We start from the raw sequence: 18602 nt of genomic DNA on the forward strand, positions 1-18602 counted from the left end.
AGAAATGCACTACCCGTTAGAGAGAATCGTTCTTTTGAAAGAAGGGTCAAAAATAGACATTCTAGAAGCAAACATAAAACCTTTACTAACTATAAACCAACTTATTAAACCTTAACTTAATGACATTGCCCCTCTGCCCTTCCTTCAATTGGCACAGCTCCAGGCATGTTGCAACGGGCATTCGGGTCACGCTATCGGCTGTAGTCCTCGTTGCACTTGGCTAGCGCCGCGTGCTCCTGTGGGCTACTTGCCTCTATCGTTGCCCGGCCCCAACCCCAAGCTACCGCAATTCAAACCCAACATCATCACTAAAAAAAATGAAAATTAGAATTAACACATTGTTGTAAAGGCTTCCTAGGATTAGAGAAACTTTTCCATCTATTTCAACCGGCTTATTTAGTTCCAACTAGGTGCTTTTTCGCTTAACCTAACTATATTTTTTCTGCTTCAGTAATTTGCTAATCCGTCTTTTGTTTTGTTGTTGCAACAAGGTAGGATACAAATTCATGGCCAGATTTATAAAAAGGATACAGAACCCAAAGGCCCATTCTGAGTTATAGAACTTAAACAAAGTAAATAAGCAAACAAAAACAAAGGCAATTAAATGTTCCAACTCTGCCTTTGTCATCCGGTTTCGGATATCCATCAGCATTGCTTGATCTATTTTTCCATTCACTTGCAGTGTTGGATTCAGAAACCGAAAGGGGGTATTCTTCACTATCCATTTTACAATTCCAACACCAATTAACCGATTCCACTTTTCATCGGGCAAAAAGTTAAGACCTTCTAATCTATTTGTGAAATATGCCGATTTCTGTATGAGTACATACACCATCATGCCTACCAGGAAGGAAATAAACACGATGGAAATGCTGAAGCTTAAGTATTTAATAATCATAGAGGAAAGTTTATAATCACCATTAATCAGCCTAAAGATCTAATTACAAATCAAATGAATTTCCTGTTTTCATAATGACCGAAAACCTGATTTGTAATACCATTTTTATTGGAGAAAAAGACCAAACCTATTTTGAAAATTACAGATTTGAAATCGATACTCTTATCAATAAGGTAAACATACCAAAAAAATGGGTTTGGAAAAATCCAAACCCATTTACCAGATCGAAAAAAGCAGATTAATTGCTAACTTTACTATGGTTGATAGAGTAAGTGAAGTAAATTAATACTCCTACAAACATCCAACCTAATGCACTAGCTAAAGTGGTAAGGTTAAGAGACAAAATCATACCAATACAAACCAAAGCTCCTAAAATAGGAACCAAAGGAACTAATGGTGTTTTAAACGGACGATGAATATCAGGAGAAGATTTCCGCATAATAATTATTCCAATACAAACCAATACAAAAGCTAGCAAAGTGCCAAAGCTGGTTAAATCGCCTGCTAAATTCCCGGGAACAAAACCGGCAAACAAACCTACAAATACAAACAAAATAACATTGGATTTATAGGGTGTTCTAAACTTAGGATGCAATTCCGAAAACATAGCTGGTAACAAACCATCATTACTCATGGAATAAAATACCCTGGCCTGTCCCATCAACATCACTAAAATAACCGACGAAAATCCGGCCAAAATTGCAACATTAATCCAATTACCCAACCAGGCATAATCAGTCATATAGGTTTTAATGGCATAAGTGACCGACGCTTCTTTTCCGGCTTCCGGTTTAATAAAATCGGTAAAAGGTGCAACACCGGTTAATACATGAGCAAACAATACGTACAAAATGGTACAAACCACGAGCGATCCTAAAATTCCAATTGGCATATCACGTTTCGGATTTTTTGCTTCCTGTGCAGCGGTGCTAACAGCATCAAAACCAATAAAGGCAAAAAATACAACAGCAGCTCCTCTGAAAATACCTCCCCACCCATGGTTCCAGAAATTGTTATAATCATGGTACTCCGGCAAACCGTTGGAATTGGTGCCTATTGCAATTTTACCTCCATTCTCTATGGCTGATGGATCAAGGATATAAGGTAAATGATTGGCAGGAACAATGTAATTCCAACCAACGATAATAAATACAATCACAATTGCCACTTTAATAAAAACTATAATGGCATTAATTAAGGCACTTTCCTGAGTACCCCGAATAAGTAAAACCGTTAGGGCCAACAATATAAACAAGGCAGGCAAATTCACATAACCCGGCGTAGCATCCCAGGGAGAATGACACCATTCGGGCGGTATTTCATGTGCCTTACCCAATAAATTATTCAAATACTCACTCCAAGCAATCGACACTGTTGCAGCACCCAAAGCATATTCCAAAATTAGCGCCCAACCTATTACCCAGGCTACCAACTCACCCATAGTGGCATAAGCATACGTATAAGCACTGCCGGCAATAGGTATCATACTGGCAAATTCAGCATAACACAATCCGGCAAAAGCACAACCCAAGGCAGCAACCAAAAATGAAATAGTAACAGCATTACCGGCATGTTGACCGGAGGCAGCAGCCGTACGAACAAAAAGTCCGGCACCAATAATGGCGCCAATACCCAAAGCTACCAGATTTCCGGCACCAAGTGTACGTTTAAGACCATGCTCACCTTGGGAATGTCCAAGGATTTGTTCAAGAGATTTTTTCGCAAAATATTGAGCCATGTATAGTTTAAATGTAGATAAGTGGTAAAAATAGACAAATGTTGGATAAAGCCAAATCAATTCAATTCAAGTAAACAAAAAAGCCCCCGATTTTTCGAGGGCTTTCCTAAAAATGATTTTGTTTACTTCTTCAACAGCTTATCACCACCTCCAAATTCAATTACTACCGGAGTAGCAACAAAAATGGAAGAGTAGGTTCCTACAATAACACCTATTAACATGGCAAAGGCAAATCCTTTAATGGTGTCACCACCAAACAAGAACAACACCAACAATACTAAGAAAGCGGTTAAAGAGGTAATTACCGTACGACTTAAAGTATTGTTACAAGCCTCGTTAATCGTTTCTTCAAGGCTGCGATTTTTCACAACACGCTCGTTAATGTATTCACGAATCCTGTCGAATACAATTACGGTATCGTTAATGGAGTAACCAATAACCGTCAAAATCGCCGCAATAAATCCTTGGTCAATTTCAAGTGTAAAAGGAACATATCCATGTAACAAAGTAAAGGCAGTTAATACCATTAATACGTCGTGCAGCAATGCAACAGTCGCTCCCAAGCCAAACTGCCATTTACGGAACCTAACCAAGATATAAAGGAAGATACCAATAATTGAAAACAATACAGCCCAAATAGCAGATACTTTAATATCATTCGCTACAGTTGGACCAACTTTTTGGGAAGTAAGTATTTCATATTTATTTCCGTTCAATTTATCCAAACCGGCTATTAATAGTTTCTCAACTTCACCATCTGCTGATTGTTGATCATCATCAATGCGGTAAGAAGTGATGATCTTCATGGTTTTATCACCTCCAAAGGATTTTACTTGTGGGGCAATATTGTCAAAAGAAGGCGCTAAAGTTTTTGCTAATTCTTCAGCTTGCACAACCTGATCAAATTTCACGGTATAAGAACGTCCACCTTTGAAATCAACTCCAAAAGTAAATCCACGAACAAACATGGAAACAACACCAACACCAATAATGGCCCAGGTTGCAAACAGGAACAAACGACGCTTTCCAACAAAATCAAAATTGGTACCCTGTAACACATTAGCACTCCAAGGCATTGAAAACTTAATGCTCATGTTACGTCCTAACATAGCTTCATAAATCAAACGAGAAATGAAGATAGAAGCAAACATGGAGCAACAAATACCAATTATCGTTGTAGTTGCGAAACCTTGAATAGGACCCGAACCGAAAATATACAAAATAATACCGGTCAATAAGGAAGTTAAGTTGGAGTCGATAATTGAAGCATAAGCATGAGAATAACCATCAGCAATAGCTAGTCTTAAACCGCTTCCTTTTCTAAGCTCTTCCCTGATACGTTCAAAAATAAGTACGTTAGCATCCACCGACACACCAATAATAAACACAATACCAGCAATACCAGGCAAGGTTAATACTGCACCCAAAGATGCTAATACACCAAAAATAAAGAAGATGTTTGCAACCAAAGCAATGTTGGCAACAAAACCGGCATTGTTATAATACAATACCATAAAAATAATAATCACCAAAATTGCCCCTATGAAAGAAAGAACACCTGAGTCAATGGATTCTTGACCCAAGGATGGACCAACAATCGCCTCTTCAACAATGCGGGCAGGAGCAGGAAGTTTACCGGCTTCCAATTTATTGGCCAAATCTTTTGCTTCTTCAACGGTAAAGCTTCCGGTAATTGACGAGCTACCCCCTGCAATTTCACCCTGAACCGTTGGATAGGAATAAACATAACCATCCAAAGTTATTGCAATGGATTTGCCAATATTCTCTCTGGTTAAACGTTTCCAAACCTCAGCTCCATCAGGGTGCATACGCATAGAAACTTCCGGCTTATTGTTGATTTGAGAAAGTTCCATACGGGCTGTTTTAATAGCGGATCCATCCAAAGGCGGTTGATCCTTTCCTTTTAAAGCAACCAATTGTAAAACTGTTTTATCTTTATCGTACGCTGTACCGGTCCAAGCAAACTTACAATCCCTCGGGAATTTTTGTTTTACTTGAGGCATAGCCAAGTATTTATTAACTTGGGCTGTATCACGAATTAAAACAAAACCCACTACAGGTCCGTCGGCAGCACGACGATCTTGTGTAAGTGCCGGAGATAATACACTAAAAAGAGGATTCTCTTTTCTAAGTTTTTCTTTATCCGCTTCACTCAAACCACCATTAGCAGTATCCTTTTTAGAAGAATCTACTGCACTACCTTTAGCAAGCAAAGGGTTCTTAGTGGAATCATCTTTGGACTTTTCAACTTTTTTCGCACCTGCATCGGCTGTTTTGGCAGTAGTTGTATCCTTGGAAGTTGAATCAGATTTGCCACCATCTAATACCAAACGAATAACATCGTTTGCTTCTTGTAATTTCTCAATAACCTCAACGTTATTATAAGTTTCCCAAAACTCCAATTGCGCTGTTCCTTGAAGAAGCTTACGAACCCTTTCCGGTTCTTTAACACCGGGTAGCTCAATCAAAATCCTACCTGATGTACCAAGCTGTTGAATATTGGGTTGAGTTACACCAAATTTATCAATACGAGTACGCAATACATTGAAAGATTGGTCAATGGCATTGTTGGCCTCGGTTCTCAAAATAGCAATCACATCTTCATTGGAACTTTGATTGGTTACTCCTTTGTCTTTCAAAGTATAACCAAAAATAGCCGGGGAGGCAAGGCGGGAATTCGAAGCCACTTCATTAAATGCCTTTCCAAACAAAGTAATGAAATCCTCTTGAGAAACTTTATGCCTTTCAGTTGCTAAAGCTAAAGCCCTGTTGAAATCCGGATCATTTGAATTGTTAGATAAAGAACGTAACAAATCAGGAATAGATACTTCCATGGTTACGTTCATACCGCCTTTAAGGTCAAGACCCAAAGGAAGTTCTTTCTCCTTACATTCACGATAAGTGTATTCCGTGATACCAAGGTTGTAAATAACCTGGCTTTGCATACTGTCAAGATATCTTTGCTCTTTTACTTGATCACCGTTTGCGTACTCTGCAGCATCCTTTTCCACGCTGTTGGTGAACCAAGAGAAGCTTAGTGTGTACAAACAAACTACGGCAAAAATGATAGCAAAAACTTGAATGGTGCCCTTTTGTTGCATGAGTGAAAATTAATCGATTATACCCTAATTTTTGAGGGTGCAAACCTACGTTTAATTCGCTTACAATTGACAAATTAAGGAATTTTGCCTAAAACCCGCGTCAATTAAGCTATGTAATCTTAATGTTTATTGGTTTAACCCCTTTTATTCAAAAAAATCAAGCGAAAATTAATAGGAATTCAAATACTGAAAAATTCAGCTTACCGAATTACCGAAACTGACCCTGTTTGGAAGTAATCATTGCCCACTTTTTTCCCTTCCCATTGATCGCTATCTGCAAACTTGGCTTCAATTTTCCACATATAGGATCCCAATTCCACCGCTTCCCCTTTATAGGTTCCATCCCAACCCTCCGCCGGACGCCCATTATCAAGTTTATCGGATGACCAAAGCAAGTTTCCCCATTTATCATATACCAAACAAGTATATTCCATTAATCCAACTCCTTTTGGCAAAAACAAACCGGTTTCTCCTTCACCTCCTTGAATCAATGCATTTGGAACCGATAGATTCTTAAACAATTCTACATAAATGGTTCTCGATGTATTTGCATAACACCCTTTATCACTCATTACCGTAAACTTAATCAGGTATTCTCCAAAATTACTGTATAGGTGATTAGGGTTCTGAACATTGGAGGAGTCACCATCCCCAAACGACCAAGACCACTGCACTCCATTCTGAGAATTATCCACAAAATGAACAATTCCGGCGTCTTCTTGCTGTCCTCCGGAAACCGAAAAATCTGCTATTGGAGGCTGGTAAACAACAATTGAAGCAGGAGCAAAAGCAGTATCTGAACAACCATCCAGCCTTGCAATAAGCATAACATCAAAAACTCCCGGATCATTAAAAATATGCATAGGTTCAAACTCTAAAGAGGTATCCCCATCACCAAAAATCCATAAATAATCAATAGCACCAATACTGGTATTGTCATAGGTCAAAATAACTGAATTACAAGCAGAATCACTACCGACGAATGAAGCTATTGGCATTTCACTCACCACATAGGTTGAACTAGTTGAATCGGTGCAACCAAAGGCATTGGAACCTACCAACTGAATGGTAAAGGTTCCAACAGAAGTATAAGAGGTTGAAGGGGTATTAATGGTTGAAACAAATCCATTCCCAAAATCCCAATTAACATTCGTTGTTCCAATTGTTGTATTTTCAAATTGAACAAGAGAAGGAGCACCACATCCTCCGGGTGCACTTTGTGTGAAGGTTATGTTAGGAGGCATAACTACCGTAATTCCAAATGTATCAGACAACCCTAAACAGCCATTAAAATCAGTTGCTACGGCAATTAATAAACTATCCTGAACAGGTGTCACCGTTATTAAGGTATCATTTAAACCTAATCCAGGCCAATTGTAGGAGTATATTCCATTGCCGCCACTGGCAGAAGCTTCCAATTGAACACTTCCTCCTAAACAAATGCTATCTGTGCCAGTAATTATAGTAACAACTTGTTGTGGTTGAGTTAAACTAAATATCACCGTATCTCTGCAACTATTGTCATCCATTACATAAAGCGTATAAGTACCTGCACCTAAATCATTTAATACAGAGGTTGGACTTTGAACTGTATCCAAAAAATAAGAATAGGGCTGAGTTCCACCTATAACAAAGGCCACGCCTGAACCATTGGTCGAACCAAAACAGGATGGATCATCAATTCCAAGCACCGACGCTTCTAAAGTATCGGGCTCTAAAACCGTGGCCCCTCCTTGCACAGTACAACCATTTGAATCTGTAACTACCACATTGTAATTTCCACCATCCAACTGTCCAATAATAGAATCCGTTCCTCCATTATCCCAAGCAAAAGTATAAGGCAAGGTTCCGCCCTCTGCATGCACCATCACCCTACCATTGTTATAACCATTACAAGTTAAATGTACGGTTGAAATGCTTGAAATTACTAATACAGGAGGGTTGTTGAGGAAAGTATCTGCTTGGGCCGAACATCCGTTGCTATCAACCAAGGTAACGGTGTAGGCGCCGGCTTCTAGTTGGATGGCAGACATTCCGGTTTGTCCATTGGTCCAAAATGCCGTATAACCGGGAGTTCCACCACCCGGCAATATCGTTATACTTCCGGAATTATCAAATGCACAAAGGGGATTATGCAACTCAGTAAACTGAATTTGAAGTTGGCTTGGACCACTAATACTATCATTTGTTGCCGCCTGACAACCGGCCGAATCCACCACAGCAACCACATGAAATCCGGGTACTAAATGCAATGCAGTATCCCCCGATTCTCCATTATCCCAAATAAATTGATATGGTGCTGTTCCTCCGGTGGCAATGGCATACCCTTGACCACTTGGCTCCTGAAAACAGTTTGCCGCACGGGTACCAATGATGGAAACAGAAACCGGTGAAGGTTGGGTAACTGAAAGTGAATCAGAACCGAAACAACCATTGGCATCGGTAACAACTATGGCAAAATCTCCGGCATACAAACTGTTGGCAACCGGACCAGATTCTCCATTGCTCCAAGCATAGGTATAAGGTGTACTACCTCCTAAAATGGTCATTCCGGCTGTAGCATTACTATCTCCAAAACAAAGTGCATTATGAATAACAAAAGAAGAAACTAAAATTGGGCTTGGTTCGAATATACTGGCAGAATCTATTTCAGAACACCCATTATTGTCTGTAACTGTTAAGGTAATTGTTCCTGCAGGAAGCCCCAAAGCAGTATCAGTAGTTTGTCCATCACCCCATAGTAAAGAATATGGAGGATTACCTCCTGCTGCCAAAGCAGAAATTCCACCATCCGACAATCCATTACAAGAAACCGAAAGCTGGTAAGGAAACTGTATGCTAATTGGGGTAGGTTGCGTTATAGATCCCGATGCCGACCCACTACAACCTAAAGCATCCGTAATTTCAACTGTATAAGATCCAACAGCCAGGTTAGTAGCAATTGCTGCAGTTTGACCATTAGACCATAGATAGGTATAACCTCCATTTCCTCCACTTGCTGTAACCTGAAGAGATCCGTTGGCAGCTCCATTACAACTGGCATTTGACACAACATTAACCAATCCAGCTACGGCAGTAGGTGTTCCAATTGTTGCAAAGGCCGAATCCATACAACCATTATTATCAGTTACCACAACCGTAGAAGAACCGGCACTTAAACCATTTGCGTTTGCTGTATTTTGTCCGTTGCTCCATTGATAAAAATAAGGAGATGTTCCTCCACTTGCCAAGGAGACTGCTGTACCATTGCTAGAACCTAAGCAACTTACATTGGTGGTTCCTGTTATATTTACATTCAGGTCTGGTGGTTGAACTATTGTTATGGAGGTAGAACCCGAACAGGTTTGTGCATCAGTAACGGTAACAGTCACTACCCCGGCAGGCAAATTGGTAGCTGTGCTGGTTAATTGTCCATTGCTCCAAGAATATGTAAAAGGTGCTTGACCATTTAATGTATTAACCGAGGCAGTGCCGGTTGATTGTCCAAAACAACTAACATCCGTTTTATTGGTTGACAAAGAAATACCCGGGGTATTTGATATAGTAACATTCGATGTGCTGGAACAACCAAAAAAGTCCGTGACCGTGACCGTATAAGATCCAGGAATTAATCCATTTACGCTTTGAGTTGTTTGCCCACCAGACCACAAAAAATCATAGGGTCCAATTCCTCCGGATGCAGTAGCACTGGCTGTTCCATTGTTCGTACTGTTGCAAGTTACATTCGTAAATGAAGCAATTCCCGCTACTACCTGAGTAGGTTGTGTAATGGTTATGGAGGCAGAATTTGTACATCCCCTGGCATCAGTTACAGTTACAGTATGAGCACCTGCGCTTAAATTATTGGCATTAATTGTCGACTGCCCATTATCCCAGGAGAAGGTGTATGGTGTTGTTCCTCCTGAAGCAATTGCATTAGCCGTTCCATTATTTAAACCAAAACAAGTAATATTGGTATGGCTTGAAATGGATATTGTTAAAGGTTGAGGCTGAGTTATATTTCCGGAAACAGATTTTGTACAACCATTCGCATCAGTAATTAAAACAGAAGTAGACGTAGCCGATTGGTTTGTTATTGAAGCAGTGTTTTGACCACCACCCCATAGATAGGTATAGGGAGAAATACCACCAGAAACTGAAACCGATGCCGAACCATTATTTCCACCGGCACAACTTACAGGGGAGGTAGTCAATGTAGCAGTTAAAGAACTTGGTTGTGTAATGGTGGCAGTATTACTTCCGGAACATCCACCATTATCGTTAATGGTTACCGTATAAGTACCGGCGGTCAAGTTACTAATTGAAGCGGTATTTTGACCGGAGCTCCACAATACTACAAAAGGAGGTGTTCCACTTTGAGGAAAAGCTGTCGCAGTTCCATTAGCACCTAGATTACAGGTTACATTGGTGCTGGAAACGTTCACTAAAAAAGTATTCGATTGGCTTATAGTAGCAGTTGCAAATGCTGTGCAACCGGCAGCATCAGTAACGGTAACTATGTAATTTGTGGAACTAAGACCTGTGGCGGTTGCAGAAGTTTGCACAGGTGTGGTATTCCAAGAATAAGAATACGGTTGAATCCCTCCAACACCAATGGCTGTTGCTGTGCCGTTAGTTCCTCCTCCACAATAAGTAGGGGTGGTTGCGGTTATGTTGGCTTGTAAACTAGAAACTGCACTAACTGTTCCGGTAGCAGTAGCATTGCATGAACCACCCGTACTTACAGTAACAGTATAAACTCCTGCACCTAAATTGGTAGCTGTTGGAGTTGTTTGAACCGGAGTTGTATTCCACGAATAAGTAACAGGAGTTGAAACTCCAGAAACGGTAGCTATGGCAGTTCCGGTATTGGAAGTACAAGCGCTATTTGTGGTTGAAACAGTAACCAAAGGACTAGCTAATACTGTCACATTTTGGGTGGAACTTGAAGAACAACCTCCTGCACTGGAAATGGTATGAGTTACGGTAAAATTTCCGGCTGTTGCGTAAGTATGAGAAGGATTTTCTTGGGTTGATGATGTTCCATCTCCAAATGTCCAGTTATGCGAAACACCTGATCCGGAGGCACCGGTATTAGTAAATGAAAAGTTATTGTTTTGTAAACATTGGCTTGAAACAGGAATTGTAAAGGTTGCACTGGCATTCGAAACTGTTAAAGTATTCGATGCGGTTTGAGCTGAACAGGCATCAGATATGGTTAAACTATAGGTGGTGGTGGTTCCCGGTGAAACAGTAATGGAAGACGCAGTAGATCCACCCGGCGACCAACTGTAATTATATGGACCAAAACTACCGGTTGGAGTAGCTGTTAAGGTTATTGATTGACCCGAACAAACGGTTGCAGGGCCCGAAATAGTTGCTGATAAAGCATTGTTGTTCAGAATGGTAAGTGTAGCACTGGGCGGAGTAGAACAAAAACAACCGGCGTTGGATAAGGTGATTGTAATGGTTTCATTCGCCTCAGAAGAACCATCCAAAATGGTATTGAGATTCAAATTGGCAACACTTTGTCCTGCAGGGATAGTTATACTTCCGGGGAATGCTGTATAATCTGCTCCGGGTGTAGCTGTTCCTGAAACTTGAAAACCAATAGTCATAGGTGCAGACAAATCTCCACTTGCATCTCTGGAAAAAGTAAATTTACCATCATGACATCCTTCATAGATGGTATTATTTCCGGTGCTGGTAACGCTGGAAGATAAAGTAACCCCTTCTCCCGCGCTAAAACTACCGGCTTTTAAAAACACAGCACTATCATAAATATAATCACCTACGTCTGCAACTACCAATTTGATATGGTAACTTTGGCAAGGCACAACTGCCGCAACTGCCTCCAAAGGAACTGTGTAACCATCGTATTGAAGTCCTTGTCCACCCGCATTATTAATATAAAATGAAGAGTTCGTAAACTGATTCACGTTATCAATGGAAACAGGAGTGCTAGTTCCAGGTATTAAGGCAATATTTGTTGGTGGCAAATTAGATGGGCCTCCGCTTAAATAAAAGGCAAATACATCATTATACCCGCTATTTACATACTCCGGATATTCTTCAGACCCCCATACATAAGTAAATCTAACAGTGTCCGATAAGGGTAAAAAGTCAAACTCAATTACACAAGCATCATTTGTAAAAGTATTTAATAAGGTATTTAAGTCATTATCCCCATTTTCAAAATTACTTGCAGAACGATTACCTGAATTATTCGGACCAACAGAATAAGCTGCAGCTCCAGAGGTCATAACCACACCACTATTAAACCCAATTATGGAACTCCCATTGGTAAATGTACCAATAGAAATCGGCGACCCGGTATAAACAATGTTGCTAGCGGTTACACAACCGCCCAACAAAGTATTGGTAACAAAGGCCTGAACATCTGTTGCAGTTGTAGCAGGAGTAACTGTAATAGTTTGGGAATAAAGGAACAATGGCCCCAATGAAGCTAATGTAACTAATTGGAGTTTTTTCAAAAAGGATTTGGTCGAAAAAGACATGTTTGTTTTCCGAATTTTCAGACTGCATTTATACCCTTTTTTTTAATTCAGGTTTCCATTTATCCGACGTATTCTCAACTAAGGTATGTTTATTTAATTCATCTTTTCCAAATTTCGAAAAAAACAACATCCATTACCCAAAATTATGGAGGCAATTTGAAAAGAAAATCTATTTTTGCAAAATTATTATTTATAGATCATGAGAATTTTTTATATTATTTCGAAAAACCTAAAAACCTTTTTCACTTTTACCAATACAGAATTAAAAGGCCTATTTTTATTGTCTTTTTTAATATCTCTTACATTGGCCATCCGAATAGCACTACCCCATATATTGCACAAAGATTTAAATTATAATGAACATGAACTCATGAATTTATATAAAAAAATGGAATCTTGCATTGATACCCACCAATACCAACATGTCTACCGAACTACTCACTATATAAATTCTAATGACTCGGTTACTTGGCCTCCGGAAAACAGCAACTTTCATAAGAATCAAGGAATAGAAAAAATCCAACAAACCGAAAAAATTGAAATTAACCTAGCGGATTCATCACAACTAACGAAAATAAAAGGACTTGGGCCCTACTTCGCTTCCAAGATTATTAAACTAAGAAATAGATATCATGGCCTATATTCAATCTGGCAACTTCAGGAAATACACTTTATGGATAGCGCAAAAATTACTTCTATTTCTCCATACCTAAGTGTAAATGAACGATTTATTAAAAGGCATGACTTAAACAATCTTCATAAGGACTCTATAAAAGGAAATTATTACTTCACCTTTAAAATGGTAGATATTATAAACAATTACAGGAAACAACATGGCCCCTATAAGTCAGTTGAGGAAGTTACTCATACAGGAATTGTTCCAGACTCTACCTTTCAAAAAATTAAGCATTATCTGGAAATTCGGCCATAAAACTATATACCTTTCCTACCAATTAATATTAAGCGTTCAGAAATCGCCGAATCAAAATCACTTAAGTTATAATCTCCAAAGACACCTTCTAAATTTAAACCAGATTGCCTAAACATAGATTTAAAATCCTCAACTGTCAATAATGTAACCCGTTCTTGGAATTCAAATGGTTTACCGTTATCAATGAATGAAATGGTTTTTATGACTTCATTATTTAAGATCTCCTTTTTCAAACTAAAGGTCAGCCCCTCCACTCTTTTCTCGGAATATTTTACCAAATTTCTTAGCACAAATTCTGCATTCAAGAAATCAATTACTATACCTCCTCCAGGCTTAATCGCTGCAGCCATAGACTGAATAACCTTCAAATTATCAAGTGGCCTTGGAAAATAACCCATGCTGGTAAACAAATTAAATGCCCAATCAAAATAATTAATACGAAAGGGTAAACGCATATCGTGCTGGAAAAAATGTAGCGATTTTCCTTCAAACTTTCTTGCATAGGAAATACTTTCATTGGACAAGTCAAATCCGGTAACCTCATAGCCCAAATGATTCAAATAAATACTATGTCTTCCTTTTCCACATGCAACATCCAATAACTTGGAATTTGAATTAGGTTTTAACTCTTGGATCAAATGATCTAAAAACCTTTCAGCTTCAGCAAAATCCCTATCTTTATAAAGTAAGTGATAATAGGAAGTATCAAACCAGTCTTTGTACCATTCTCCGCATAAATTTTCTTCCATAACTTTTTAAATTCAATGTTTGGCAATGGCCATGGTTGCTACACTTATTGATAGTTCTGAGCCATGTTCCTTTCGAATTGAATCAATACAACTAATCAAGGTTGATCCGGTGGTCAATACATCGTCTACGATTAATATATGTCGTCTTGATTCTTCCATCCTACGAAAACTAAAAACATCTTCAATGTTTTGATACCGATCAAACATACTTCTACGTGTTTGGGTTTCAGTAAACTTAATTCGTTCTAAACTTCTACAATCAAGTTCAACATTTAGTGACTTAGACAACCCTCTACCAAACCATTCAGCTTGGTTGTAGCCTCTTCTAACAAGTTTTTCAGGATGCAAGGGTACAGGAATAATCAAATCCAGATCTTGAAACATGGTTGATTCCTTCAATTCCTCACCATACCAAATTCCTACTGTTTCTCCTATTTCCTTTTCACCTTTGTATTTTAACTGGTGGATAAGTTTTTGAACCTTGTCCCCCTTTTGAAAATAATAATAGGATGCAGCGGTTCGAATCAAGACCTTTCCCCAAAATAGTTTGCTAGCAGGATTATCTGAATAAGTATGAAAATGGGTTTTTGGTAGGTTATTCCGGCATATCCCGCATACATTTCTTTCATGCTGAAGCAAAGCCTCTCCACATGCAGAGCAATAATCAGGATATGCCAAACTTAATAACCCATCAAGTTGTCTTTTGATAATATGTAACATTATAAAACATGCTTAAATCCATAACAATATATATTAATTCTTAACCAACCTTCTCACATAGGTTTTATCATCTACATTAACACGAATCATATAAACTCCATTGCCTAAATGATTTAGATTGTATGACCTATTTAATTCTCCAACCACCAATTCGTCTTTCGGCTGGATTATTAATTTACCCAACATATCAAATATTTCAATTTTAACCTTGGAAGGTTTTACAAGGTTGGCCGTCACTTCAAACACCCCTTCCGTTGGATTTGGAAGCACTTCTAATCCTATCTCTATTCCTTCCGGACCATCAATTCCAACATGAGTAAATTCCACCGGATTGCTTCGTCCAACACAACCATTCTCGTCTACCACTTCTACAAAATAGGTTCCACTAAATGGTGCATCATATGTTGAAAATGTAGCACCCGCAATGGCAACGTTTCCAGTACCTGTATTCATGAACCATTGATAAGATGAAAAACCTCCGGTAGCAATCAACAAATTGTTTTGGAAACTAATCTGAGGTTGTGGATGAAATACGGTTACTTGAGTTGGGAAATCTATCAAAGAACTATCAATGCAACCATTATCGTCCATCACAATGCAAAAATATTGACCAGACTCAAAAACAGTTATTTGGCTTGAAGTTGGATTTTGATTTACATTCCAAAATGCAAGGTTTAAATTACCTTGAATACTTACTGTTAGAGTCACACTTTCTCCAAAACAAAAATCAGTTGGACCACTGGCTGTAATTACAGGATTAAGAGGTGGGTTAACCTGTACGTTAAATGGAACTGAAGTCCCGGTACAACCATTGCTTCCAGTAACTGTAACAGTATAAGAACCCGGCTGATTAACGGTAATACTCTGACCAGAAAGTGAATTATTCCAGGTGTAGTTTGCAAACCCACTGCTTGCAGTTAATACAACAGACTCTCCATTACAAAGATTAGAGGCTCCATTGGCAGTGATAGAAGGAGTTGGTCCTGGAATTACACTAACAGTAATATTAGCAGAATTACCTAAACAACCTTGGGCTGTCATAACCGTAACTGAATAAATACCTGATTGTGTAACATTAATAGAACTTGTTATTTGACCATTTGACCACAGATAGGAATCAAAACCTTGGGTAGTAGACAAATTAACAGAACCTCCTTGACAAAAATCGGTTGGGCCATCTGGAACTAAAGTAACATTCACCGAATTTGATTGTGTAACCACAATAACATCTGAACCTTGACAACCATTCTGATCAGTTACAATAACAGAATATGTTCCAGGCCCGTTAGCAGTTATGCTGGAAGTATTGGCTCCGGTATTCCATAAATAATTTGCAAAACCAGAACCAGCATCCAATACCAAGGTGCCCTGAGCACAAATAGAAGTATCGTTTCCAAGACTAAAGGTTGGAGTACTACTTACTGAGATAGTAATAGAAGCAGGTAAAGATGTACAACCTGAAGCAGTTGTACCAATTACCTCAAATGTGCCTGCTTGGTTAATTAATATTCCCTGATTTGTACCAATTGAAGTTGTACCATCACTCCATGCATAACTTACAAAACCTGAACTTGCATTTAATAACAATTCAGTACCTGCACAGATTGAGGATGAACCGCTTTGTGTAGTAATTGAAATAGCAGGAACTGGACTTACTAAAGTAGTTTGAATGTCCGAATTTGTACATCCATTGGCATCAGTAAACACATATGAAATTGAATTTGTTCCCACAACAGCAATAGATGGATCAAATGTGTTTCCAGTTACACCGGTTCCACTCAAAGTTCCACCTACCGGCGATAATGTTAATACATCAGCAGGAGAACTGGTACAATATGAACCAGAAAGGCCAGAAATACTAACAACAGGTAAAGCATTGACTTGAACAACCTGATTGGCAACTCCCGTACACCCGAAATTATCAGTAAAAGTATAGGTTACAGTTTGTTGGCCTGCAACGGTTTGACTTGGATCAAAAGTTGTTCCTAAAACTCCATTTCCTGAAAACGAACCTCCAACAGGACTACCATTCAAGGATATGACAGGACTGTTTTCACAAACTGAAGCTTGCAATCCATTGATGGTAACAACCGGATTAGGATTAACCGTTGTTTGGAAACTGGATTGATTGGAACATCCATTAGCATCAGTAACCTGATATATCAAGGTATGGTTACCAATACCAGCAACGGATGGAGTAAAATCAGAACCTGTTACCCCAGGTCCGGAAAATGATCCTCCAACTGGATTACCAATCAAACTTACAGGCAGAACCTGAGAAACACAATAATTTGTCGAAACACCAACTAAACTTACGGATGGTAAAGCATTTACCTGAACCAATTGGGTTACTGTACTTGAACAGCTTCCACTTCCAACCACAGTATAAGTGATAGTAAATTGACCGGAACCTGCTATACTTGGATCAAATGTATTTCCAACAATGCCTGGACCAGAGAAAGTTCCTCCACTTGGCGAACCCGTTAAACTTACCGGAACAGCATCTAAACAATAAGAAGGGTTTAAGCCTTGAATTTGTGCAATTGGACTTGCATTTACAACAACTGTTTGGGAATCACTATTAAAACAACCATTCCCATCGGTAATTGAATAAACTACCGTATGTGTGCCTTGTCCTGCAAACAATGGGTCAAAATTTACACCGCTTACACCTGGACCCGAAAAAGTTCCATTTGCTGGATTGCCGGTTAAGCTAACAATAGGCGACGAAGTACAATATGGTCCATTCAAACCTGTAAAGGAAACAGTAGTTAAACCTACAACCGTTGTTGATAAGGTTGCTGTGTTTCTACATCCATTTGCATCTGTATAAGTATAAATAACTGAATGAGGTCCAACCCCTGCAACAGATGGGTCAAAAGCACCATTTATTACACCTAACCCAAAAAAAGCACCCCCTGGACCATTAGGGAATCCAAACACAGAATCAGGTGCCGCATTTAAACAATATACGTTGTCTAAACCTTGTAACTGAACAACAGGTAAGCCATTCACATCAATAGTTTGGATACTTGTTCCAGTACAACCATTTAAATCTGTATATGAATAAGTTATTGCATGGTTACCAACTCCGGCAAGTGCAGGATCAAAGCTATTGCCCGAAACCCCATTACCAGAGTAAACACCACCAACACCAATAGGGCTGCCACCAGAAAGAATTATAGGTGAATCATTAACACACATCGGTGCTAAACTTCCTAAACTTACAATTGGATTGGCGTTAATTAAAGTTTGCTGAATTGCAGTATTAGAACATCCATTCGCATCAGTGAAAGTATAGGTAATGTTTACATTTCCAACTGTAGCTAAACTTGGATTGAAATCGTTACCAACTATTCCTAGGCCAGAGAATGTACCACCGGTAGGATTACCTACTAAAGTAGTTGTGGTAGCTCCTTCACAATAACTATTCAATAAACCGGTAAAGGAAACAGTTGGCAGTCCATTAATAACAACCGAAGTATTGGCTGTAATTGAACTGCATCCATTCAATGCCGGAACAGTATATACAACCGAATAAGTTCCAGGCGAACTAGATCCAGGACTAATAGAACCGGTTGTAGAATTAAGTACTAAACCAGAAGGTGTGCTTTGGAAAGTACCGCCATTTGCTCCTATAATGACTGGATTTTGATCTATTTGCAAACTTGAACAATATGGACCATTGTAACTTATACTTGCAGTTGGAGCAGCATTAACTGTTACTGATGCTGTAGCCGTTACTGCGCCGCATCCATTGGATGCCGGTATAGTATAAGTTACTGTATAGGTTCCAGGGGTACTCGTAGATGGTGTGATGTCTCCAGTAGTAGCATTTATCGTTAATCCTGCACTTGAACTGTAGGTTCCTCCGCTGGTGCCTGTTAAAGCTACACTTCCTACTGAACCATTCGTACAGAATGGACTACCAGAATATACTATCGATG

At 39.1% G+C, this 18602-nt stretch carries 9 protein-coding genes; 2 read left to right on the top strand and 7 right to left on the bottom strand.

Translation table 11 applies throughout. From position 1 onward, the window contains the following. Positions 1-427 precede the first annotated feature (427 nt). Positions 428-898: a hypothetical protein gene (locus K1X82_10800; GenBank protein MBX7182593.1), complete on the bottom strand. Its 471-nt coding sequence runs from the start codon at positions 896-898 to the stop codon at positions 428-430. A 74-nt stretch (positions 899-972) separates the two neighbouring features. Between K1X82_10800 and K1X82_10805 the strand changes: the two genes are divergently transcribed. After that, positions 973-1140: a hypothetical protein gene (locus K1X82_10805; GenBank protein ID MBX7182594.1), complete on the top strand. Its 168-nt coding sequence runs from the start codon at positions 973-975 to the stop codon at positions 1138-1140. Here K1X82_10805 and K1X82_10810 read toward each other — a convergent pair. From K1X82_10810 to K1X82_10820, 3 genes are all read right to left on the bottom strand, one after another. Next, complete coding sequence (locus tag K1X82_10810; GenBank protein ID MBX7182595.1) at positions 1137-2636, bottom strand: amino acid permease; 1500 nt, start codon at positions 2634-2636, stop codon at positions 1137-1139. The genes K1X82_10805 and K1X82_10810 overlap by 4 nt on opposite strands. A gap of 122 nt (positions 2637-2758) precedes the next feature. Beyond that, positions 2759-5758: a protein translocase subunit SecDF gene (gene secDF / locus K1X82_10815; GenBank protein ID MBX7182596.1), complete on the bottom strand. Its 3000-nt coding sequence runs from the start codon at positions 5756-5758 to the stop codon at positions 2759-2761. A 200-nt stretch (positions 5759-5958) separates the two neighbouring features. After that, positions 5959-12231, bottom strand: a complete 6273-nt coding sequence (locus K1X82_10820) for a choice-of-anchor L domain-containing protein (protein ID MBX7182597.1) — start codon at positions 12229-12231, stop codon at positions 5959-5961. 223 nt (positions 12232-12454) lie between these two features. Between K1X82_10820 and K1X82_10825 the strand changes: the two genes are divergently transcribed. Then, positions 12455-13186, top strand: coding sequence for a helix-hairpin-helix domain-containing protein (locus tag K1X82_10825; protein ID MBX7182598.1), 732 nt, complete (start codon positions 12455-12457; stop codon positions 13184-13186). 2 nt (positions 13187-13188) lie between these two features. Here K1X82_10825 and K1X82_10830 read toward each other — a convergent pair whose 3' ends face one another. From K1X82_10830 to K1X82_10840, 3 genes are all read right to left on the bottom strand, one after another. Then, complete coding sequence (locus K1X82_10830) at positions 13189-13935, bottom strand: class I SAM-dependent methyltransferase (protein ID MBX7182599.1); 747 nt, start codon at positions 13933-13935, stop codon at positions 13189-13191. A gap of 12 nt (positions 13936-13947) precedes the next feature. Beyond that, positions 13948-14655 (bottom strand): ComF family protein, encoded by a 708-nt coding sequence (locus K1X82_10835; protein ID MBX7182600.1) that lies wholly within the window; start codon positions 14653-14655, stop codon positions 13948-13950. A gap of 33 nt (positions 14656-14688) precedes the next feature. Further along, positions 14689-18602 (bottom strand): T9SS type A sorting domain-containing protein (locus K1X82_10840; protein MBX7182601.1); only part of this gene is annotated, 3914 nt, incomplete at its 5' end.

This window comes from Bacteroidia bacterium, assembly GCA_019695265.1.
Taxonomy (GTDB): Bacteria; Bacteroidota; Bacteroidia; order JAIBAJ01; family JAIBAJ01; genus JAIBAJ01.

What these genes read in the sequence shown, in the direction of transcription:
- K1X82_10800 (MBX7182593.1), bottom strand. Translation starts at nt 898, where the DNA reads ATGATTATTAAATACTTAAGCTTCAGCATTTCCATCGTGTTTATTTCC.
- K1X82_10805 (MBX7182594.1), top strand. Translation starts at nt 973, where the DNA reads ATGACCGAAAACCTGATTTGTAATACCATTTTTATTGGAGAAAAAGAC.
- K1X82_10810 (MBX7182595.1), bottom strand. Translation starts at nt 2,636, where the DNA reads ATGGCTCAATATTTTGCGAAAAAATCTCTTGAACAAATCCTTGGACAT.
- secDF (MBX7182596.1), bottom strand. Translation starts at nt 5,758, where the DNA reads ATGCAACAAAAGGGCACCATTCAAGTTTTTGCTATCATTTTTGCCGTA.
- K1X82_10825 (MBX7182598.1), top strand. Translation starts at nt 12,455, where the DNA reads ATGAGAATTTTTTATATTATTTCGAAAAACCTAAAAACCTTTTTCACT.
- K1X82_10830 (MBX7182599.1), bottom strand. Translation starts at nt 13,935, where the DNA reads ATGGAAGAAAATTTATGCGGAGAATGGTACAAAGACTGGTTTGATACT.
- K1X82_10835 (MBX7182600.1), bottom strand. Translation starts at nt 14,655, where the DNA reads ATGTTACATATTATCAAAAGACAACTTGATGGGTTATTAAGTTTGGCA.